This is a genomic window from Citrobacter sp. RHB25-C09 (assembly GCF_013836145.1).
In the GTDB taxonomy this organism is placed as follows: domain Bacteria; phylum Pseudomonadota; class Gammaproteobacteria; order Enterobacterales; family Enterobacteriaceae; genus Citrobacter_A.
Window position 1 is genome coordinate 1,154,182 of sequence record NZ_CP057483.1, and the last position, 19,883, is coordinate 1,174,064.

At 53.4% G+C, this 19,883-nt stretch carries 21 protein-coding genes; 8 read left to right on the forward strand and 13 right to left on the reverse strand.

Annotated features, from left to right (window positions below):
- The first annotated feature begins 82 nt into the window (after window positions 1-82).
- The 6 genes from nrdR (at window position 83) to pgpA (ending at window position 4,185) form a co-directional block, all read left to right on the forward strand.
- Complete coding sequence (gene nrdR, locus HVY19_RS05360; protein ID WP_012904816.1) at window positions 83-532, forward strand: transcriptional regulator NrdR; 450 nt, start codon at window positions 83-85, stop codon at window positions 530-532.
- 3 nt (window positions 533-535) lie between these two features.
- Window positions 536-1,639 carry a bifunctional diaminohydroxyphosphoribosylaminopyrimidine deaminase/5-amino-6-(5-phosphoribosylamino)uracil reductase RibD gene (ribD, locus tag HVY19_RS05365; RefSeq protein WP_181683329.1) on the forward strand — a complete coding sequence of 368 codons (1,104 nt, stop codon included), beginning with the start codon at window positions 536-538 and terminating at the stop codon, window positions 1,637-1,639.
- 88 nt (window positions 1,640-1,727) lie between these two features.
- Window positions 1,728-2,198, forward strand: a complete 471-nt coding sequence (ribE, locus tag HVY19_RS05370) for a 6,7-dimethyl-8-ribityllumazine synthase (RefSeq protein ID WP_046476205.1) — start codon at window positions 1,728-1,730, stop codon at window positions 2,196-2,198.
- Between the two features lie 19 nt (window positions 2,199-2,217).
- Entirely contained in the window at window positions 2,218-2,637 is a 420-nt protein-coding gene (gene nusB, locus HVY19_RS05375; protein WP_045440503.1) for a transcription antitermination factor NusB, read from the forward strand.
- A 77-nt stretch (window positions 2,638-2,714) separates the two neighbouring features.
- On the forward strand, window positions 2,715-3,692 hold the full coding sequence (gene thiL, locus HVY19_RS05380; RefSeq protein ID WP_181683330.1) for a thiamine-phosphate kinase: 978 nt from the start codon (window positions 2,715-2,717) through the stop codon (window positions 3,690-3,692).
- Window positions 3,670-4,185: a phosphatidylglycerophosphatase A gene (pgpA, locus tag HVY19_RS05385; RefSeq protein WP_181683331.1), complete on the forward strand. Its 516-nt coding sequence runs from the start codon at window positions 3,670-3,672 to the stop codon at window positions 4,183-4,185. Before thiL ends, pgpA begins: the two co-directional genes overlap by 23 nt.
- A 71-nt stretch (window positions 4,186-4,256) precedes the next feature.
- On the opposite strand, the gene HVY19_RS05390 is transcribed toward pgpA, so the two are convergent.
- From HVY19_RS05390 to xseB, 4 genes are read right to left on the reverse strand one after another with little or no spacing between them, the layout of a single operon-like run.
- On the reverse strand, window positions 4,257-5,231 hold the full coding sequence (locus tag HVY19_RS05390; protein ID WP_181683332.1) for an aldo/keto reductase: 975 nt from the start codon (window positions 5,229-5,231) through the stop codon (window positions 4,257-4,259).
- Window positions 5,232-5,287: 56 nt separating this feature from the next.
- Complete coding sequence (dxs, locus tag HVY19_RS05395; protein ID WP_181683333.1) at window positions 5,288-7,150, reverse strand: 1-deoxy-D-xylulose-5-phosphate synthase; 1,863 nt, start codon at window positions 7,148-7,150, stop codon at window positions 5,288-5,290.
- Between the two features lie 23 nt (window positions 7,151-7,173).
- A complete protein-coding gene (gene ispA / locus HVY19_RS05400) occupies window positions 7,174-8,073 on the reverse strand; it encodes a (2E,6E)-farnesyl diphosphate synthase (protein WP_181683334.1) in 900 nt (299 codons plus the stop codon).
- Window positions 8,074-8,316: an exodeoxyribonuclease VII small subunit gene (gene xseB, locus HVY19_RS05405; protein WP_181683335.1), complete on the reverse strand. Its 243-nt coding sequence runs from the start codon at window positions 8,314-8,316 to the stop codon at window positions 8,074-8,076.
- Window positions 8,317-8,513: 197 nt separating this feature from the next.
- On the opposite strand from xseB, the gene thiI reads away from it, so the two are divergent.
- Complete coding sequence (thiI, locus tag HVY19_RS05410) at window positions 8,514-9,962, forward strand: tRNA uracil 4-sulfurtransferase ThiI (RefSeq protein ID WP_181683336.1); 1,449 nt, start codon at window positions 8,514-8,516, stop codon at window positions 9,960-9,962.
- A 152-nt stretch (window positions 9,963-10,114) separates the two neighbouring features.
- On the opposite strand, the gene yajL is transcribed toward thiI, so the two are convergent.
- A complete protein-coding gene (gene yajL / locus HVY19_RS05415) occupies window positions 10,115-10,705 on the reverse strand; it encodes a protein deglycase YajL (protein WP_181683337.1) in 591 nt (196 codons plus the stop codon).
- Window positions 10,668-11,579 carry a 2-dehydropantoate 2-reductase gene (gene panE / locus HVY19_RS05420; RefSeq protein ID WP_181683338.1) on the reverse strand — a complete coding sequence of 304 codons (912 nt, stop codon included), beginning with the start codon at window positions 11,577-11,579 and terminating at the stop codon, window positions 10,668-10,670. Before panE ends, yajL begins: the two co-directional genes overlap by 38 nt.
- Window positions 11,580-11,704: 125 nt before the next feature.
- Between panE and HVY19_RS05425 the strand changes: the two genes are divergently transcribed.
- Entirely contained in the window at window positions 11,705-12,196 is a 492-nt protein-coding gene (locus HVY19_RS05425; protein ID WP_181683339.1) for a YajQ family cyclic di-GMP-binding protein, read from the forward strand.
- Between the two features lie 60 nt (window positions 12,197-12,256).
- On the opposite strand, the gene HVY19_RS05430 is transcribed toward HVY19_RS05425, so the two are convergent.
- The 7 genes from HVY19_RS05430 to cyoA form a co-directional block, all read right to left on the reverse strand.
- Window positions 12,257-12,943: a DUF1120 domain-containing protein gene (locus HVY19_RS05430; protein WP_181683340.1), complete on the reverse strand. Its 687-nt coding sequence runs from the start codon at window positions 12,941-12,943 to the stop codon at window positions 12,257-12,259.
- A 407-nt stretch (window positions 12,944-13,350) separates the two neighbouring features.
- On the reverse strand, window positions 13,351-14,709 hold the full coding sequence (locus tag HVY19_RS05435; RefSeq protein WP_181683341.1) for an MFS transporter: 1,359 nt from the start codon (window positions 14,707-14,709) through the stop codon (window positions 13,351-13,353).
- 215 nt (window positions 14,710-14,924) lie between these two features.
- On the reverse strand, window positions 14,925-15,815 hold the full coding sequence (gene cyoE, locus HVY19_RS05440; protein WP_181683342.1) for a heme o synthase: 891 nt from the start codon (window positions 15,813-15,815) through the stop codon (window positions 14,925-14,927).
- Between the two features lie 11 nt (window positions 15,816-15,826).
- Window positions 15,827-16,156, reverse strand: coding sequence for a cytochrome o ubiquinol oxidase subunit IV (locus HVY19_RS05445; RefSeq protein WP_181683343.1), 330 nt, complete (start codon window positions 16,154-16,156; stop codon window positions 15,827-15,829).
- Entirely contained in the window at window positions 16,156-16,770 is a 615-nt protein-coding gene (locus HVY19_RS05450; RefSeq protein ID WP_181683344.1) for a cytochrome o ubiquinol oxidase subunit III, read from the reverse strand. The genes HVY19_RS05445 and HVY19_RS05450 overlap by 1 nt, the downstream gene beginning before the upstream one ends.
- A complete protein-coding gene (gene cyoB, locus HVY19_RS05455; protein ID WP_181683345.1) occupies window positions 16,760-18,751 on the reverse strand; it encodes a cytochrome o ubiquinol oxidase subunit I in 1,992 nt (663 codons plus the stop codon). Before cyoB ends, HVY19_RS05450 begins: the two co-directional genes overlap by 11 nt.
- 18 nt (window positions 18,752-18,769) lie before the next feature.
- The gene (cyoA, locus tag HVY19_RS05460; protein WP_181683346.1) at window positions 18,770-19,717 is read right to left on the reverse strand and encodes a cytochrome o ubiquinol oxidase subunit II; all 948 of its coding nucleotides are present in this window, start codon (window positions 19,715-19,717) and stop codon (window positions 18,770-18,772) included.
- Between the last annotated feature and the right edge of the window lie 166 nt (window positions 19,718-19,883).

A 19,883-nucleotide genomic window follows, 5' to 3' on the forward strand; every position in this document is an offset into this window, starting at 1 on the left:
TGTCTCAAAAGCGTTGCGCCTTTGTTGTCACGTCAGTTCGGGTTAAAATAGATTTCTGTTAACCACCTGGTCAGGACGCCGTATGCATTGCCCATTCTGTTTCGCCGTAGACACAAAGGTAATTGACTCTCGTCTAGTGGGAGAGGGCTCTTCAGTACGCCGCCGCCGGCAGTGTCTGGTTTGTAATGAACGCTTTACCACGTTTGAAGTGGCTGAACTCGTGATGCCGCGGGTGGTAAAAAGCAACGATGTGCGCGAACCGTTCAATGAAGAAAAACTGCGTAGCGGTATGCTGCGCGCACTGGAAAAACGTCCGGTGAGCTCGGATGACGTCGAAATGGCGTTAAATCATATTAAATCGCAGCTGCGCGCCACCGGTGAACGTGAAGTTCCCAGTAAGATGATTGGCAACCTGGTGATGGAGCAACTGAAAAAACTCGATAAAGTCGCCTACATCCGTTTTGCCTCCGTTTACCGCAGTTTCGAAGATATCAAAGAATTTGGCGAAGAGATCGCTCGCCTACAGGATTAAGCCATGCAGGATGAGCTTTATATGGCGCGAGCGCTGAAGCTGGCGCAGCGCGGGCGGTTTACCACCCATCCCAACCCCAACGTCGGTTGTGTCATCGTCAAAGACGGCGATATTGTTGGCGAAGGTTATCACCATCGCGCCGGCGAACCTCATGCGGAAGTGCATGCGTTACGTATGGCGGGAGATAAAGCTAAAGGGGCGACGGCTTACGTCACGCTGGAGCCTTGTAGCCACCACGGTCGCACGCCACCCTGCTGCGATGCGCTGGTTGCCGCCGGCGTGACGCGCGTCGTTGCCGCGATGCAGGATCCGAATCCGCAGGTCGCAGGACGTGGACTTTATCGCCTCCAGCAGGCGGGGATCGACGTCAGCCACGGGCTGATGATGAGCGAAGTGGAAGCATTGAATAAAGGCTTCCTTAAGCGGATGCGCACCGGTTTCCCCTATGTGCAGCTCAAGCTCGGCGCCTCGTTAGATGGGCGCACAGCAATGGCCAGCGGCGAAAGTCAGTGGATAACCTCCCCAGAATCACGCCGCGACGTGCAGCGTTTGCGTGCACAAAGTCATGCCATTCTGACCAGTAGCGCTACGGTGCTGGCGGACAATCCTCAGCTTACCGTGCGTTGGGATGAACTGGGTGACGCCACTCAGGCGGTGTATCCGCAGGAAAATGTGCGCCAGCCGGTGCGCATTGTCATCGACAGCCAGAACCGCGTAACGCCAGAGCATCGGATAACGCAGCAGCCGGGAGAAACCTGGTTTGCCCGCACCAAAGAAGATTCCCACACCTGGCCTGATGCGGTTCGCTCGATTATGGTGCCGGAGCATAACGGCCATCTCGATTTGGTGGTGTTGATGATGCAGCTTGGTAGACAGCAAATTAACAGCATTTGGGTGGAAGCCGGGCCGACGCTCGCAGGCGCTTTGCTCCAGGCGGGCGTGGTCGATGAGCTTATCGTCTATCTTGCGCCTAAACTGTTAGGCAACGATGCCCGAGGATTGTGCGTGCTGCCAGGACTTGAGAAACTCAGTCTGGCACCCCATTTTAAATTCAATGAGATACGTCAGACAGGTCCGGATGTTTGCCTGCATTTGATACCCGCGTAAAGCCTTCCTAATTTAGGAAGCAGCGCGACGTTATTTATGATAAAATCCGCCCCCCTGCGGGGGCTTATATCGAACCCGAAGGAAGAATATGAACATTATTGAAGCTAACGTTGCTACTCCGGACGCTCGCGTCGCCATCACCATTGCGCGTTTCAACAACTTTATCAATGACAGCCTGCTGGAAGGTGCGATTGACGCCCTGAAGCGTATTGGTCAGGTTAAAGATGAAAACATCACCGTCGTCTGGGTTCCGGGGGCTTACGAGCTGCCGCTGGCGGCTGGCGCGTTGGCGAAAACCGGTAAATATGACGCGGTAATCGCGCTGGGTACGGTAATTCGTGGTGGCACTGCGCACTTCGAATATGTTGCCGGTGGCGCAAGCAATGGCCTGGCGCACGTCGCTCAGGAAAGCGAAATTCCGGTCGCCTTTGGCGTACTGACCACCGAAAGTATTGAACAAGCGATTGAACGTGCTGGCACTAAAGCTGGCAACAAAGGTGCGGAAGCTGCACTGACCGCGCTTGAAATGATTAATGTATTGAAAGCCATCAAGGCCTGATTTTTGTAAGGGGAAATCCGTGAAACCTGCTGCTCGTCGCCGCGCTCGTGAGTGTGCCGTCCAGGCGCTCTACTCCTGGCAGTTGTCCCAGAACGACATCGCTGATGTTGAATACCAGTTCCTGGCGGAACAGGACGTGAAAGATGTTGACGTCTTGTACTTCCGTGAACTGCTGTCCGGGGTGGCGACTAACAGCGCATACCTGGATGGCCTGATGAAGCCTTACCTGTCTCGTCTGCTGGAAGAGCTGGGTCAGGTGGAAAAAGCCGTACTGCGTATTGCCCTGTTTGAGCTGTCTAAGCGCAGTGATGTGCCCTACAAAGTGGCAATTAACGAAGCGATTGAACTGGCGAAAACCTTCGGTGCGGAAGACAGTCATAAATTCGTTAATGGCGTGCTGGACAAAGCAGCCCCCGCGATTCGCCCCAACAAAAAGTGATCGTCAGGCCGTCAGTCAAACGGAAATATTTCCGTTTAGCTGGCGGCTTTTTCTTTTTTTTAGCTGAGGCATAACGTATGGCATGCGGCGAATTTTCCCTGATTGCCCGTTATTTTGATCGTGTCAGAAGCTCTCGTCGCGATGTCGAAACCGGTATTGGTGACGATTGTGCGCTTCTGAATGTCCCGGACAAACAGACCCTGGCGATCAGCACCGATACGCTGGTGGCGGGCAACCATTTCCTGGCGGATATCGATCCTGCCGATCTGGCTTATAAAGCCCTGGCGGTAAATTTAAGCGATCTGGCTGCGATGGGTGCCGATCCGGCGTGGTTAACACTGGCAATTACCCTACCGGATGTCGATGAAAGCTGGCTCGAAGCCTTTAGTGACAGTCTATTTGATCTCCTGAATTACTACGATATGCAACTGATTGGCGGTGACACCACGCGTGGCCCACTGTCCATGACGTTGGGTATTCACGGCTACGTTCCTGTCGGTCGGGCGTTAAAACGTTCCGGCGCGAAGCCAGGTGACTGGATTTATGTCACCGGTACGCCTGGCGACAGCGCAGCGGGGCTGGCACTATTACAGAAACGTTTGCAGATTGAAGACGCCGTCGATAATGCCTATCTGCGCACGCGTCACCTGCGGCCGACGCCACGCATTTTGCATGGTCAGGCGCTGCGCGATTTAGCCAGTGCGGCGATCGATCTTTCAGACGGGTTGATATCCGATCTCGGTCATATTGTTAAGGCCAGCGGCTGTGGTGCGCGCATCGACGTTGACGCACTGCCGTATTCCGATGCTGTCCTGCGTCACGTTGACCCGGCGCAAGCATTACGCTGGGCGCTTTCTGGTGGCGAAGATTATGAATTATGCTTTACGGTACCGGAACTGAACCGTGGCGCACTTGATGTGGCGATTGGGCAACTGGGTGTGCCTTTTACCTGCATCGGGCAGATGAGCGCGGAAGTCGAAAGCGTAAGCTTTATCCGTGACGGAGAACCTGTCACTTTTGACTGGAAAGGATATGACCATTTTGCCACGCCATAAAGATGTCGCCAAAAGCCGCCTGAATCTGCTGAATCTGTGGCATTTGCTCGCAACCGGATTTGGTAGCGGCCTTAGCCCCATAGTACCGGGCACGATGGGATCGCTGGCGGCGATCCCATTCTGGTATCTGATGACCTTTCTGCCGTGGCAGCTTTATTCGCTGGTCGTGATGCTCGGCATCTGTATTGGCGTTTATCTTTGCCATCAGACGGCGAAAGACATGGGCGTACACGATCACGGTAGCATTGTCTGGGATGAGTTCATCGGGATGTGGATTACCCTGATGGCGCTGCCGACCAACGACTGGCGTTGGGTCGCCGCCGGGTTCGTTATTTTCCGTATTCTCGATATGTGGAAACCGTGGCCGATCCGCTGGTTCGACCGTAACGTCCACGGTGGGATGGGAATAATGATTGATGATATTGTCGCCGGGGTGCTCTCCGCCGGGATTTTATATTTTATCGGCCATCATTGGCCAATCGGTATCATATAGGTTTCGTAGGCCCGATAAGCGTAGCGCCATCGGGCGATCGGTGCCAGATGGCGCTACGCAACGTTCAACGCTTATTTATATCCCACCACCGGGTGCTGCTTGTACGGCGTTTCCAGCTCGGCAATCTGCTCCGGCTTCAGCGTGATATCTACCGCATTCAACAGTTCATCCAACTGCTCTTCGCGTGACGAACCGATAATCGGCGCGGCAATGCCGGGTTTGCTTAACAGCCACGCCAGCGCGACCTGCGCACGCGTGACACCAAGTTCTTCGCTCACGCGCGCTAAGCGCTCGGCAATTTGCGCGTCATTTTCATCGCTTTCGCTATACAGCCTTTTCCCGACCTCATCGGATACCAGCCTTGCGGTTGATTCTCCCCAGGGGCGCGTTAACCGGCCTCGCGCCAGCGGACTCCATGGGATCACCGCCACGCCTTCCTGATAGCACAGCGGGAACATCTCGCGTTCTTCTTCCCGATAGATCAGATTGTAGTGATCCTGCATGGTGACGAATTGCGCCCAGCCATGCTGCTTTTGCAGCGCCAGTGCCTGAGCAAACTGCGACGCATGCATAGAGGAAGCGCCGATATAACGCGCTTTGCCGGCTTTCACTACGTCATTCAGTGCTTCCAGCGTCTCTTCAATCGGCGTGTTGTAGTCCCAGCGGTGAATTTGCAGAAGATCGACGTACTCCATGCCGAGGCGTCGCAGACTGTCGTCGATGGAACGCAGGATTTGGGCGCGGGATAAGCCTTCCGGCAGATCGTCAACCTGATGGAACACTTTTGTCGCCACCACCACCTCGTCACGACGGGCAAAATCGCGCAGCGCACGGCCAACGATCTCTTCGCTGCTGCCAGCGGAGTAGCTGTTGGCGGTATCGAAAAAGTTAATGCCGCCCTCAAGGGCGCGTTTAATGATAGGGCGACTGCTTTCTTCCGGAAGCGTCCATGCATGATTACCACGATTCGGCTCACCGAATGTCATGCAGCCGAGACAAAGGCGGGAAACCCGAAGGTCAGTTTTACCCAGGGTATTGTATTGCATATGGTTGCTCCTGCTAGGCGGATGATTCTTTAAGCATAGCAGGAGCAAAGTTGTGATTATGCCAACCAGGCCTTAATTTTGGCCTCAATACCCGCGGCATTCAGCCCCAGCTCAGCGCGAATTTCGTCCTGAGTTCCCTGAGGAATAAAGTAGTCCGGCAGGCCAATATTGAGTACCGGCACGGGTTTACGATGCGCCATCAACACTTCGTTCACTCCGCTGCCCGCGCCGCCCATGATGGCGTTTTCTTCAATAGTGACTAACGCCTCATGACGTTCTGCCATTTCGAGGATCAGCGCCTCATCCAGCGGCTTCACAAAACGCATATCCACCAGCGTCGCGTTGAGAGCGTCCGCCACGGCAGCGGCTTCCGGCATCAGCGTGCCAAAGTTCAGGATCGCCAGCTTCTCGCCGTCACGTTTCACGATGCCTTTGCCTATTGGCAATTTTTCCAGCGGCGTCAGTTCAACGCCGACCGCATTGCCGCGCGGGTAGCGAACGGCCGTGGGGCCATCGTTATAGTGATAGCCAGTAAACAGCATCTGGCGGCATTCGTTTTCGTCGCTCGGGGTCATAATGACCATCTCAGGAATGCAGCGCAGATAAGAGAGATCGAACGCGCCCTGGTGCGTTTGCCCGTCAGCGCCAACTATCCCGGCGCGATCGATTGCAAACAACACCGGCAGCTTTTGAATGGCGACATCGTGCAGCACTTGATCGTAGGCGCGCTGCAGGAAGGTGGAGTAGATCGCAACGACCGGTTTGTAACCGCCAATCGCCAGTCCGGCAGCAAAGGTCACCGCATGCTGCTCGGCGATCGCCACGTCAAAGTACCGATCCGGGAATTTACGCGAGAACTCGACCATGCCAGAACCTTCGCGCATCGCCGGGGTGATGGCCATCAGCTTACTGTCTTTCGCCGCTGTTTCACACAGCCAGTCGCCAAAGATCTTTGAGTAACTCGGCAGGCCGCCGCTGCTTTTTGGTAGGCAGCCGCTGGAAGGATCGAATTTTGGCACCGCGTGGAAGGTGATCGGGTCTTTTTCTGCGGGTTCATAGCCACGACCCTTCTTGGTCATGATATGCAGGAACTGCGGGCCTTTCAGGTCGCGCATGTTTTTCAGCGTGGTGATAAGCCCGAGCACATCGTGACCGTCGACCGGACCGATGTAGTTAAAGCCCAGCTCTTCAAACAGCGTGCCGGGGACCACCATGCCTTTGATATGTTCTTCAGTGCGTTTAAGCAGTTCTTTGATCGGCGGGACGCCGGAGAACACTTTTTTCCCGCCCTCTCGCAGGGTGGAGTAGAGCTTGCCGGAAAGCAGTTGCGCAAGGTGGTTATTCAGCGCGCCGACGTTCTCGGAGATCGACATTTCATTGTCGTTGAGGATCACCAGCATGTCCGGCTTGATGTCGCCGGCATGGTTCATCGCTTCAAACGCCATGCCTGCGGTGATGGCGCCATCGCCGATAACACAGACGGTGCGGCGCTCTTTGCCTTCTTTCATTGCGGCGACCGCTACGCCAATGCCCGCGCTGATTGAGGTGGATGAGTGGCCGACGCTCAGCACGTCGTATTCGCTCTCACCGCGCCATGGGAACGGATGCAGGCCGCCTTTCTGGCGAATGGTGCCGATTTTATCGCGGCGTCCGGTGAGGATTTTGTGTGGGTAAGCCTGATGGCCTACGTCCCAGATGAGCTGGTCAAACGGGGTGTTATAGACATAGTGCAGCGCCACGGTGAGTTCCACCGTGCCCAGCCCGGAGGCGAAATGTCCGCTGGAACGACTCACGCTGTCGAGTAAATAGCGGCGCAGTTCGTCGCAGAGTTTCGGCAGACTCTCTTTCGGCAGAAGTCGCAACTCCTGGGTGGAGTCGACCAGTGCCAGGGTAGGGTATTTGGCTATATCAAAACTCATCGCAAGCTCATTGGATATGTTGTTTATTTATTACGCTGGATTATGTAGTCCGCTAGCGCTTCCAGTGCCGAGGTATCCAGTGATTGCGCAGCCAGCTGGTTTAACGACTGGCGGGCATCATCAATCAGATCCCTGGCTTTTTTGCGGGCATGCTCAAGCCCCAAAAGTGCAGGATAGGTACTTTTGCCAAGCTGCTGGTCAGCACCCTGACGTTTACCCAACGTTGCAGTATCGCCTACCACATCCAGAATGTCATCCTGAACCTGGAAGGCCAGGCCGATACTTTCTGCGTATTTATCGAGTATCGGCAAAGCATTTCGTCCTTTTTCTCCGGCGCTTAACGCACCCAGACGCACTGCGGCGCGAATCAGCGCCCCGGTCTTATGACGATGAATTTTTTCCAGCGCTTCCAGTGGAACCTGTTTTCCTTCCGCGTCGAGATCGAGCGCCTGGCCGCCGCACATTCCGGCGATGCCGCTGGCGTTCGCCAGTTCGGAGAGCATGGCAATCCGGTCACGGTCGGCGACCTCCGGCATCGGCGCATCGCTAAGAATCGCGAAGGCCAGCGTTTGCAGCGCATCGCCAGCCAGAATCGCATTGGCTTCGCCAAATTTGACATGACAGGTTGGCAGTCCACGGCGCAGATCGTCATTATCCATGGCAGGTAAATCGTCATGGATCAGGGAATAAGCGTGAATGCATTCCACGGCGGCGGCTGGGGCATCCAGGGTGCTCAGACTCACGTTAAACATTTGTCCGGTGGCGTAAACCAAAAACGGGCGCAGACGTTTACCGCCTAATAATGCACCATACTGCATGGTTTCAACCACGGGAGTGTTCTGAAAGGGCAGTGGAGCGATAAAACGGCTTAATGCCTGATTAGCTTGCTCTACGTACGCCTGTAGTTGCTGCGAAAAATCCATTTACTCATTATCCGGTGTAAAAGGCGTTGGGGTTGCGTCTTCATTGTCCGACAGCAGGATTTGCACACGCTGTTCAGCCTGCTGCAGTTTGGCCTGCCCCTGACGTGCCAATTGCACGCCGCGTTCGAATTCATTCAGCGCCTCTTCCAGCGGCAGATCGCCACTTTCAAGACGGGTCACAATTTGCTCCAGCTCGTTCAGCGATGTCTCAAAGCTGACGGGCGCCTCGTTTTTCTTCGGCATAATGATTGTCTGACTCTCTGTAATAACAGCACACGACTATGGTAACGGACTCGCACTGATAAGCAAATAACGCGCAATGTGCACAGGAGCCACGCGATGGTGATATACTTGCGCGCCTGGATGCAGTCGCGGGTATGGGCTGCTGTATTATTTTCCATCACAAGCCTTTCAGGGCTTGCTTAAGAACCATTGCCGCCATGAAGTTTATCATTAAATTGTTCCCGGAAATCACCATCAAAAGCCAATCTGTGCGCTTGCGCTTTATAAAAATGCTGACCGGAAACATTCGTAACGTTTTAAAGCACTATGATGAAACCCTCGCCGTTGTCCGTCATTGGGATAACATCGAGGTTCGCGCCAAAGATGAAAATCAGCGTCTGGCGATTCGCGACGCGCTCACCCGCATTCCCGGTATCCATCATATTCTCGAAGTTGAAGACGTGCCGTTTACCGATATGCACGATATTTTCGAGAAGGCGCTGGCGCAGTACCGTGAACAACTGGAAGGTAAAACCTTCTGCGTGCGCGTTAAGCGTCGCGGTAAACACGAGTTTAGCTCGATTGACGTTGAACGTTACGTGGGCGGTGGTTTAAACCAGCATATTGAATCGGCGCGCGTGAAACTGACCAACCCGGATGTCACCGTGCATCTGGAAGTGGAAGACGATCGTCTGCTGCTGATTAAAGGCCGTTACGAAGGTATTGGCGGTTTCCCGATTGGCACCCAGGAAGATGTGCTGTCGCTGATTTCTGGCGGCTTCGACTCCGGCGTTTCTAGCTATATGCTGATGCGTCGCGGCTGCCGTGTTCACTATTGCTTCTTTAACCTTGGCGGCGCGGCGCATGAAATCGGCGTTCGTCAGGTGGCGCATTACCTGTGGAACCGCTTCGGCAGTTCGCACCGCGTGCGCTTTGTGGCCATCAATTTCGAGCCGGTAGTCGGCGAGATCCTCGAAAAAGTCGATGACGGTCAGATGGGCGTCGTGCTCAAGCGCATGATGGTGCGTGCGGCGTCGAAAGTGGCTGAACGCTATGGCGTACAGGCGCTGGTGACCGGTGAAGCATTGGGTCAGGTTTCCAGCCAGACGCTGACCAACCTGCGCCTGATCGACAATGTTTCTGATACGCTGATTCTGCGTCCGCTGATCTCTTACGATAAAGAGCACATTATCAACCTGGCGCGGCAGATCGGGACCGAAGATTTTGCCCGCACCATGCCGGAATACTGCGGCGTCATTTCAAAAAGCCCGACGGTCAAAGCCATCAAAGCGAAGATTGAAGCGGAAGAAGAGAACTTCGACTTTAGCATCCTTGATAAGGTGGTTGAAGAGGCGAGCAACGTGGATATCCGCGAAATCGCCCAGCAGACCCAGCAGGACGTGGTGGAAGTGGAAACCGTCAGCGGCTTTGGCGCTAACGACGTGATTCTGGATATCCGCTCCATTGATGAGCAGGACGATAAGCCGCTGAAGGTGGAAGGCGTGGATGTGGTTTCACTGCCGTTCTACAAGCTGAGCACCAAATTCGGCGATCTCGATCAGAGCAAAACCTGGCTGCTGTGGTGTGAACGCGGCGTGATGAGTCGCCTGCAGGCGCTGTATCTGCGCGAGCAGGGCTTTGAGAACGTGAAGGTTTATCGCCCGTAATACTCTTGCCTGATGGCGCTGCGCTTATCAGGCCTACAAATTGTGCGATTTTGTAGGCCGGATAAGGCATTTATGCCGCCATCCGGTAGTGTGAGCAGGGCTTTGAGAACGTAAAAGTTAAACGCCCGTAATCCTCATGCCCGGCCTGAGCATTATTCGTAGTAGTTGTAAATTCCCGCCGCCATCACCAGTTGCGATGCCACTTCATGGGCTTTCTCGCGCCCGACCAAGAGATCGATGATCTTCAGGCCAAAATCGATGGAGGTGCCCGGAGCCTGGCTGGTCAGCAGCTTTACTCTCGGGTCCCACACCACGCGTTTATCCTGCCACTGTTCCGCAGGGATTTTATCCTTCAGCGCCGGGAAGCCGGTCATATTGCCGATGGGGAAAATATCGTGCGGGGCGAGAACGGTCGCCGCTGCCGCGCAAATGGCGGCAACGATACGTCCGGAGCGGTGGAATTGCTTCACGGTTTCGACCAGCAGTACGCTGTCGCGGAAACACTCCGCGCCTTTGATGCCGCCGGGTAATACGATAATGTCGAAATCGCCATCCGCGACTTCGACCAGCGGCGCATCCGCCAGCAGCTTCACGCCGCGTGAGCAGACGATTTCGAGGCTACCGTCGCTGGCGACGCTCGCCGTCGTGACGTTGATACCGCCGCGAACCATTAGATCGATAGTGGTGACCGCTTCCGTCTCTTCACTACCAGGGGCGAGGCATACCAGAGCCGATGCGCTCATATTCATTCTCCTTTCGCTTTACTAATTCGAACAGACGGCTGTTTTCCGGGACGGCAATGCCGTGCGCTCGCGCGCGTTTCAACAAGTAGCCGGTGATGTAGTCGATCTCGGTATGGCGCAGAGCACGGATGTCCTGCAACATCGACGAGATATTTTCCGCCGTACTGTCAATCACTTGCTCAACATAATAGCGTAGATCATCGGCGGAGGTATGGTGTCCTTCACGCGCGATGACTGCTGCAACCTCCTGACAGATAAGGGCGATCTGATCCGGATGCTCACGCAGTTCGCCGTTCGGGCAATTCCACAGTGCCGTCAACGGATTGATCGCGCAGTTCACTGCCAGCTTGCGCCACAGTTCGGCACGAATATTGTTGTGCCAGGCGACGTCAGGCAACACGCTTTGCAGTTTATCGGCGAGGTAGCTGAAATCGCCGTCCTGCTCGCGCGCGGGACCAATATGCGTGGTGCCGTTAGCAACATGAATAATGACGTTGCCGTCGCGGCGCGCGGCATGGGTGGTGGTTCCCATCAGCAGCGGTTGGCGAATCATTTGAAGCTCTTCAATGGTGCCCATGCCGTTATGAATCAACAGAATTGGCGTCGTTTCGGCCAGAACTGGCGCGAGACTTTTCACCGCGTCGGAAACTTGCCAAGCCTTAAGCGTGACCAGCAGCAGATCGCTGGTGGCTAAAAACTCGGGGTCGTTCGCCGTCAGGGATTCGTTAAAGATGGAACCATCCGTTTCAACCACGTTAACGCTGCAATACGGCTGCGGCACCCGCAGCCAGCCTTGTACTTCATGCCCTTGTTTGCACAGCGCAGTAAGCCATAATTGCCCTAAGGCACCGCATCCCAGTACGGTAATTTTCATTCTTCCTCCTCACCCGCAACAGCACCGAGTGTTATAACGCTAAGTATAGCGCCATCGGCTAAGCTTCTCGTTATGCTTCGTTGCAGGTATTATGCAACGCAACAAAAATGAAGGGAGAAGAAAAGATGCCATCTTTCGATATTGTTTCTGAAGTTGATCTGCAGGAAGCGCGTAACGGCGTGGATAATGCTATCCGTGAGGTTGAGTCACGCTTCGATTTTCGTGGCGTTGAGGCGAGTATTGAGCTGAATGATGCCAACAAGACCATTAAAGTGCTGAGCGAGTCTGATTTCCAGGTCAATCAGCTTTTAGATATTCTACGCGCCAAGCTGCTCAAGCGCGGCATTGAAGGGACATCGCTGGATGTGCCGGAAGAGTTCGTGCACAGCGGGAAAACCTGGTATGTGGAAGCGAAGCTGAAGCAGGGTATTGAAAGCGCGGTACAGAAGAAAATCGTTAAGCTGATTAAAGACAGCAAGCTGAAGGTGCAGGCGCAGATTCAGGGCGAAGAAATCCGGGTGACCGGGAAATCCCGCGACGATCTCCAGTCCGTGATGGCGCTGGTACGCGGCGGCGATTTAGGTCAGCCGTTCCAGTTTAAAAACTTCCGCGATTAATAATTAAGGAGTAGATGCGAAAGCATCTACTCCTTTGCTTATGTCTAACCTGGCTTAATATTACAGATAGAAAAGGCTAAGCGTGGCCTGGCCGTCAAGATCTGTATCGTCGGTAATAGCCAGCGTCGCCGTATTTTGAACAGCCGTGGAAACGGCCATCGGGAAGGTAGCGTTGGTAAAGGCTAGCGGTTCAACCGTACCCTTTGCCGCACCCGTAAAAATGTCGGCCCCATCGCCTGAAATCAGACCCGTCGATTTTAATATCCATGGTGATGATGAAGTATTTAAATGGCTGCCATAAATAAAATCGCCGGAAGCGCCGTCAAGAACGATGCTATCGGTTTTGACAAATAAAGAATAGTTTCCGATTTTAACACCGTCGGTTGTCTTTCCGAGTCCCATAACACCGGAACTAAAGGAAACACTATTACCGTTAAAGTCGCCGTTTTTAACCTCAATGACAGCTTCGGTATTTGGACGATCGTCATCTACATAGAATGCAACTTTAGTCGGCACAGAGCAGCTAATCGACAGGTCGATATCTTTTTGACCCAGTTGGTTAACTTCAGTTGCGGACAACTCGGACAGTCGAATAGTACCATAGTCCGCAACGCCACCGTTGCCCAGGGTTGGCGTACAGGCCGCATTCGTCAGCGTACCTTTAACTTTCAGTACTGCTGTTGGGTCGGCGGCAAAAGCGGAGGTAACACACAACGCGAGTGTAGAAGCGAGAAGAATTTTTTTCATTTGTTAATCCATAACATGTCAATAAAAATACATTCAGAATAGATATATGTGGTAATAGCATGTCTCTTCCATAAATAAAAAGCTGAGTTTCATGCTTAAAATAAATTCTATTTAAAATTTGTATTTATACAATTTAGTAAATTTAACTGCTGTTTTAAGATGGTGTGAATATATTTATTTGATGAAGAGGTGGCGGGATTGTATTGTTGTAGTGATAATTGTTTGCTGTATTTTTAGATAAAACCAATGAAAAATTGTAACGTATGATGCTTATCTGCAAACAAAAAAGTAGATTTTGTTTCTTAATGTTTTAGCTAATATATATTTGACATAGCTTATATGAATGAATATCTGCTCAGAGAGGTCAGGCACGTTTCTAAAAGTGCCTGACATTATTGTACAGAACCTTAAATCAGGGCTTGCTCGACTTCGTAGCGATTGGTCACTTTACTGTCAATTTTAACGTAGACGCTACGTTCTTCCGGAACGATAAATACCTGGCTCACTCCTTCTTTCGCCTCGAGGCGCTGCTGTAACAAGGCATTGATCTCGACGCCTTCTGGAATTTCCACGCGCAGGCTGCTGACGTAAGGCGGCTCTTTCATCGTACTTGCCACTGCCAGCCATACCATCGCCAGCAGCGCGCCAAACAGAAATACGGTCTGGCCGTCAAACATCCCATCAACCCAGCCGCCCAGCGAGCCGCCAATCGCAACGCCCAGGAACTGGCTGGTGGAGTAGACGCCCATTGCCGTACCTTTATATCCTGCCGGTGACTCTTTACTGATAAGCGAGGGGAGAAGGGCTTCCATCAGATTAAAGGCAAGGAAAAACAACTGAACGCCGATGATCAATTCCCAGAAGTGCGACCCCGCGCCCCAGAGAACAATTTCGGCAATCACAATCAGAGCTACGCAGCCTAAGAACACCCGTTTCATCTGGCGTTTGACTTCGGCGTAAATAATAAACGGTACCACCGAGCCAAACGAAATGAGCATCGTCACCAGATACACTTTCCAGTGCTCGGCGGCGGGCAGTCCCGCATCGGCAAGCTGACCGGGCAGGGCGACAAAGGTGGACATCAGTAAAATGTGCAGACACATAATGCCAAAGTTAAGTTTCAGCAGTCTGGGCTCGGCCAGCACTTTACTGAAGCTGCCTTTGACCATCCCCGACTCGCGGTTCAGAACATGGTTCTTGCTGTCTGGCACCACCCAGAGGGTAATGATGATTCCCGCGGTGGCGAGAATGGCAATCATCCAGAACAGGGCGTTAAGACCAAGTGCGTGCGTGATAATCGGCCCTAACACCATCGCAATGGCGAAGGTGATGCCAAAGCTGACGCCGATAAAAGCCATCGCTTTAGTGCGATTTTGCTCGCGGGTTAAGTCTGAGAGAAGCGCCATCACGGCGGCGGCAATCGCCCCGGAGCCTTGTAGCGCGCGACCAAGAATAATGCCCCAGATGGAGTCCGAGAGCGCAGCAATGATGCTGCCGAGGATAAACACCGCCAGCCCGCCGACAATCAGCGGTTTACGCCCAATGCGATCGGAAAGAAGCCCAAACGGGATTTGAAAAATGGCCTGCGCCAGACCGTAAATGCCTATCGCAAGGCCAATTAACGCCTCGCTGGCACCCTGTAACGCCATGCCGTAAGTGGTCAGAACCGGCAGGACCATAAACATGCCAAGCATGCGCAATGAAAATACGGTCCCTAAACCCCAGGTGGCGCGCAACTCACCCAGCGTCATTTTATAATCGTTCATTCCCACCTCTGTCTGAATTTCGCGACTAGTGTAAAGCGGGAAGAGGGCGGGGTAAATATGAGGTTAATGAACAAATGTTGTGGATGTGTGCGGGGGCATATAAAACAAAAATGCCGGATGGCGATACTCACGTATCTTATCCAGCCTACAGGTAACGCACCATTTGTAGGCCGGATAAGGCGTCAGTCGCCATCCGGTATTTATAAACAACTCACTTACCAGACGTAAGCCAGCAGGTTGTGCGAATCGGGCACCATAAAATCGACTGACATCATCACGCTCAGCGCGGTAATGGCGATGATGGAGAAGCCGAACAGCTTACGCGCCCAGACTCTGTCATCTTCCACTTTATAGCCGCGCAGCGCCATGCCCAGCCACCAGACGCTCACCGCCGCGGCGACCACCAGGTATTTATACCCGGCATAGCCACCCAGAGAGAGCATCAGCGTGGCGATAGCAAACGCGATGATGTACAGCGTAATGTGGTTCTTCGCCACCGAAATGCCTTTCACCACCGGCAGAACCGGGATGTTGGCAGCCTGATAATCCTTAAAACGGAAGATCGCGATGGCGTAAGAGTGCGGCATCTGCCACAGGCTGAAAATCGCCAGCAGAATCAGCGCGCCGCTGTCGAACTCGCCGGTCACGGCGCAGTAGCCGATAACCGGCGGCGCTGCGCCAGAGAGCGAGCCGATCAGGGTGCCGTAGACTGAGTGGCGTTTCATATACAGGCTATAAACGCCCACATAAACCACAAAGCCCATCACACCCAGCCAGCAGGCCAGAGGATTCGCGCCAAACCACAGCAGCATGAAGCCAGCAATACCCAGTAGGGTGGCGTACACCAGCGAGACAGCAGGAGAAATCAGGCCCTTAACCAGCACCCGATTTTTGGTCCTTTCCATCTTCCTGTCGATATCCCTGTCGATGTAGTTGTTAAATACACAACCCGACGCCACAACCAGTGACACCCCGACCAACGTGTAGATGAAGAGGGGATAATCAATGCTGCCTTTGGAGGCCAGCAGGAACCCCCCGATCACCGAGATCAGGTTGCCAAAGATGATGCCTGGTTTCGTTACTTGCAGGTATTGCTTAAACATCATAACCGCCGCTCTTAGTGCATCATCATGTTGTAGTTCAGGTTCCACATGATCCAGATGGAGCCTACAACCAGGATGGCGATGATCAGCACGGTAAAGACGAAGGCCGTCATGTTCCAGCCTTCATCAGACTTGGTGTTCATGTGCAGGAAGCACACCAGATGCACCAGAATCTGCACCACTGCCATTGCCAGGATTGTCCCCAGGATTACGGCCGGAGAAGCAGCACCCGTCATCACCATCCAGAACGGGATCACCGTCAGGATGATCGACAGGATGAAACCTGTCATGTAGGTTTTCACGCTGCCGTGGGACGCGCCGCCGTGATCGGTAGAATGACTCATTACATCGCCCCCATCAGATAAACAACGGTGAATACGCAGATCCACACCACGTCCAGGAAGTGCCAGAACAGGCTCAGGCACATGATACGGGTGCGGTTGGTGCTGGTCAGGCCGCGACGAGCGATCTGTACCATCAGCACCGCCATCCAGATAAGACCGGAAGTGACGTGCAGACCGTGCGTACCCACCAGCGCGAAGAACGCAGACAGGAAGCCACTGCGATCCGGGCCCATACCGTTAACAATCAGGTGATGGAATTCATAGATTTCCATCCCGATAAACCCGGCACCGAACAAGAAGGTCAACGCCAGCCAGGAAACTACCTGGCTCTTGTTGTTCTTGTGCATGGCGATCGCCGCCATGCCGTAGGTGATGGAGCTGAATAACAGCAGGAAAGTTTCAACCAGAACGAACGGCAGCTCGAAAATGTCCTTGCCTGTTGGGCCACCCGCGGTGCCGTTCACCAGAACGGCGTAGGTCGCAAACAGGATAGAGAACAGAATGCAGTCGCTCATCAGGTAGATCCAGAATCCGAAGATTTTGTTCTCACCTGCGTCGTGGTGCCCGTGTCCGTGCGCGTGGGCAGTCGCGTTCGTCAAAGTATCAGTTGCCATTTTTCAGCCCTGCCTTAGAAATCTCATCGAAATGCTGGTTTTCCAGTTTTTCGACTTCCTGGACTGGTACGTAGTAGTCCACGTCCTCGTCAAAGCTTTTCACAATCCAGGTGATGATCATGCCTGCGAAACCTACGATCGCTAGCCACCAGATATGCCAGATCATGGCGAAACCGAAGACCGTCGAGAAGGCAGTGATGACGATACCCGCACCGCTGTTCTTCGGCATATGAATCTCTTCATAATGCGCAGGCTGTTTGTACGCTTCACCTTTTTCTTTCATTTCCCAGAAGGCATCACGCTCGTGGACGTGTGGCACAACGGCAAAGTTATAGAACGGAGGCGGAGAAGAGGTTGCCCACTCCAGCGTACGACCACCCCACGGGTCACCGGTCAGGTCACGGTTCTGCTCGCGGTCGCGAATAGATACGTACATCTGAATGAATTGACACAGGATACCCAGTGCAATCAACGCGGCGCCACAGGCGGCCACTACCAGCATCGGATGGAACTGTGGATCAATCTGCTGGCTCAGACGACGGGTCATCCCCATAAAGCCCAGCACGTACAGCGGCATAAACGCCACGAAGAAGCCGATGATCCAGAACCAGAACGCGCGTTTACCCCAGGTTTCGTTCAGCGTGAAGCCGAACGCTTTAGGCCACCAGTAGGTCATCCCTGCGAAGCAGCCGAAGACCACGCCGCCGATGATAACGTTATGGAAGTGCGCAATCAGGAACAGACTGTTGTGCAGAACGAAGTCTGCGCCCGGAACCGCCAGCAGTACGCCGGTCATGCCGCCGACCGAGAAGGTCACGATAAAGCCAATCGTCCACAGCATCGCTGAGTGGAACACGATACGGCCCTGATACATGGTGAACAGCCAGTTGAAGATCTTCACCCCGGTCGGGATGGCGATAATCATGGTGGTGATACCGAAGAAGGCGTTTACGTTTGCGCCTGCACCCATGGTGAAGAAGTGGTGCAGCCAAACAATGAACGACAGAACGGTAATACACACGGTTGCCCACACCAGCGAGGTGTAACCAAACAGACGTTTACGTGAGAAGGTTGCCGCGATTTCGGAGAACACCCCGAACACCGGCAGGATCAGAATGTACACTTCCGGATGGCCCCAGGCCCAAATCAGGTTGATGTACATCATCATGTTGCCGCCCATATCATTGGTGAAGAAATGGGTGCCCAGATAGCGATCCAGGGTCAGCAACGCGACGGTAACCGTCAGAATCGGGAAAGAAGCGATAATCAGAATGTTCGCGCACAGCGATGCCCAGGTAAACACCGGCATCTTGAACATGGTCATTCCCGGTGCACGCATCTTAATGATGGTCACAAAGAAGTTGATACCGGTCAGTGTGGTACCTATACCGGACAACTGGACTGCCCATATCCAATAATCGACCCCGACGCTTGGACTGTACTCTATTCCCGAGAGCGGCGGATACGCCAGCCAACCGGTCTGCGCGAATTCACCTACGCCCAGAGACAAGTTAACCAGGATTACGCCGACAACGGTGAACCAGAAGCTCAGGTTGTTCAGGAACGGGAACGCAACGTCACGCGCACCGATCTGTAGCGGAACCACCAGGTTCATCAGACCGATAACGAATGGCATTGCCACGAAGAAGATCATAATCACGCCGTGAGCCGTGAAGATCTGGTCGTAGTGGTGAGGTGGCAGGAAGCCCGCCTCACCCGCAGAAGCCAGCGCTTGCTGACTACGCATCATGATGGCGTCGGCAAAGCCACGAATCAACATGACGATTGCGACGATGACATACATGATGCCAAGGCGTTTGTGGTCAACCGAAGTTAGCCACTCTTTCCACAGGTAGGTCCACTTACCGAAGTAAGTGATCAGGCCGAGTAAGGCCGCACCACCGATGATAATGGCAGCGATCGTAACCATGACAATTGGTTCATGGAACGGAACTGCATCCAGTGTCAATTTTCCGAACATCGTTTTCTTCCTCGGCCCTTATTGAGCGGCTTCCGCGTGGCTCATGTCCATGCCTTCCATTCCTTCGTGCGAGCTGTGCTCACCTTCTGGTTGGGTCATGTCCATGCTCTTACCGTGAGCCATAAATTTGTTAATGACGTCCTTAAACAAATCCGGTTTCACGTTGGAGAAATATTCCACCTTGTTGTACTCGCTAGGCGCAGCCAGTTTCTCGAACGCGGCCATATCGTTCATGGCGTTCGGTGACTGTTTCGCTTTAGCAACCCACTGGTCGAATGCAGCGCGGTCCGGAGTGGCAATAGCTTTGAACTTCATACCTGAGAAGCCCGGTCCGCTATAGCTTGCGGAGATACCGTCATAGGTACCGGCTTCATTGGCGATCAGATGCAAACGAGTTTGCATACCGGCCATGGCATAAATCTGGCTACCCAGACGCGGGATAAAGAAGGAGTTCATCACGGAGTTAGAGGTCACTTTGAAGTAAACCGGAGTGTTCGCCGGGAAGGCGATTTCATTCACGGTTGCAATGCCCTGTTCCGGATAGATGAAGAACCATTTCCAGTCCATGGAAACCACTTCGATGGTAATCGGCTTCTCGTCATGGGCCAGCGGTTTGCTTGGCTCAAGCGCATGGGTAGTTTTCCAGGTAAGCACGGCAAGGAAAATGATGATCAGAATAGGCACCGTCCAGACTACAGCTTCCACTTTATTGGAGTGTGACCAGTTCGGGCTGTACTTCGCATCTTTATTGCTTGCACGATACTTCCAGGCGAAACCAACCGCCATCAAGATTGCAGGGATAACGACGATCAACATCAGGCCAAATGCCGTCAGTATCAGAGAACGTTGCTCCAGTCCAATCTGTCCTTTGGGATCTAACAGCGCAGAATTACAGCCACTGAGTAAGGCAGTGCCTGCAAATAATGACAACCATCCCAAACTTTTATTGTATTTCCTGAGTCTCATTTAACGACCTCAATTCCACGGGACCTGGTGGCGTTTAAAGTGTGGGGGCATTTTACGGGAAGGTTACATTACTGTAAACATCATTGGATCTGTGTTACTGGGTTCTGCCGACCATGTCACACATGTTGCAAGATATGTCGACCTGTCATTTAGAACCTGTTGCAAA

Coding starts and splice junctions, on each gene's coding strand:
- nrdR (WP_012904816.1), top strand. CDS start 83: ATGCATTGCCCATTCTGTTTCGCCGTAGACACAAAGGTAATTGACTCT.
- ribD (WP_181683329.1), top strand. CDS start 536: ATGCAGGATGAGCTTTATATGGCGCGAGCGCTGAAGCTGGCGCAGCGC.
- ribE (WP_046476205.1), top strand. CDS start 1,728: ATGAACATTATTGAAGCTAACGTTGCTACTCCGGACGCTCGCGTCGCC.
- thiL (WP_181683330.1), top strand. CDS start 2,715: ATGGCATGCGGCGAATTTTCCCTGATTGCCCGTTATTTTGATCGTGTC.
- pgpA (WP_181683331.1), top strand. CDS start 3,670: ATGACCATTTTGCCACGCCATAAAGATGTCGCCAAAAGCCGCCTGAAT.
- HVY19_RS05390 (WP_181683332.1), bottom strand. CDS start 5,231: ATGCAATACAATACCCTGGGTAAAACTGACCTTCGGGTTTCCCGCCTT.
- dxs (WP_181683333.1), bottom strand. CDS start 7,150: ATGAGTTTTGATATAGCCAAATACCCTACCCTGGCACTGGTCGACTCC.
- ispA (WP_181683334.1), bottom strand. CDS start 8,073: ATGGATTTTTCGCAGCAACTACAGGCGTACGTAGAGCAAGCTAATCAG.
- xseB (WP_181683335.1), bottom strand. CDS start 8,316: ATGCCGAAGAAAAACGAGGCGCCCGTCAGCTTTGAGACATCGCTGAAC.
- thiI (WP_181683336.1), top strand. CDS start 8,514: ATGAAGTTTATCATTAAATTGTTCCCGGAAATCACCATCAAAAGCCAA.
- yajL (WP_181683337.1), bottom strand. CDS start 10,705: ATGAGCGCATCGGCTCTGGTATGCCTCGCCCCTGGTAGTGAAGAGACG.
- panE (WP_181683338.1), bottom strand. CDS start 11,579: ATGAAAATTACCGTACTGGGATGCGGTGCCTTAGGGCAATTATGGCTT.
- HVY19_RS05425 (WP_181683339.1), top strand. CDS start 11,705: ATGCCATCTTTCGATATTGTTTCTGAAGTTGATCTGCAGGAAGCGCGT.
- HVY19_RS05430 (WP_181683340.1), bottom strand. CDS start 12,943: ATGAAAAAAATTCTTCTCGCTTCTACACTCGCGTTGTGTGTTACCTCC.
- HVY19_RS05435 (WP_181683341.1), bottom strand. CDS start 14,709: ATGAACGATTATAAAATGACGCTGGGTGAGTTGCGCGCCACCTGGGGT.
- cyoE (WP_181683342.1), bottom strand. CDS start 15,815: ATGATGTTTAAGCAATACCTGCAAGTAACGAAACCAGGCATCATCTTT.
- HVY19_RS05445 (WP_181683343.1), bottom strand. CDS start 16,156: ATGAGTCATTCTACCGATCACGGCGGCGCGTCCCACGGCAGCGTGAAA.
- HVY19_RS05450 (WP_181683344.1), bottom strand. CDS start 16,770: ATGGCAACTGATACTTTGACGAACGCGACTGCCCACGCGCACGGACAC.
- cyoB (WP_181683345.1), bottom strand. CDS start 18,751: ATGTTCGGAAAATTGACACTGGATGCAGTTCCGTTCCATGAACCAATT.
- cyoA (WP_181683346.1), bottom strand. CDS start 19,717: ATGAGACTCAGGAAATACAATAAAAGTTTGGGATGGTTGTCATTATTT.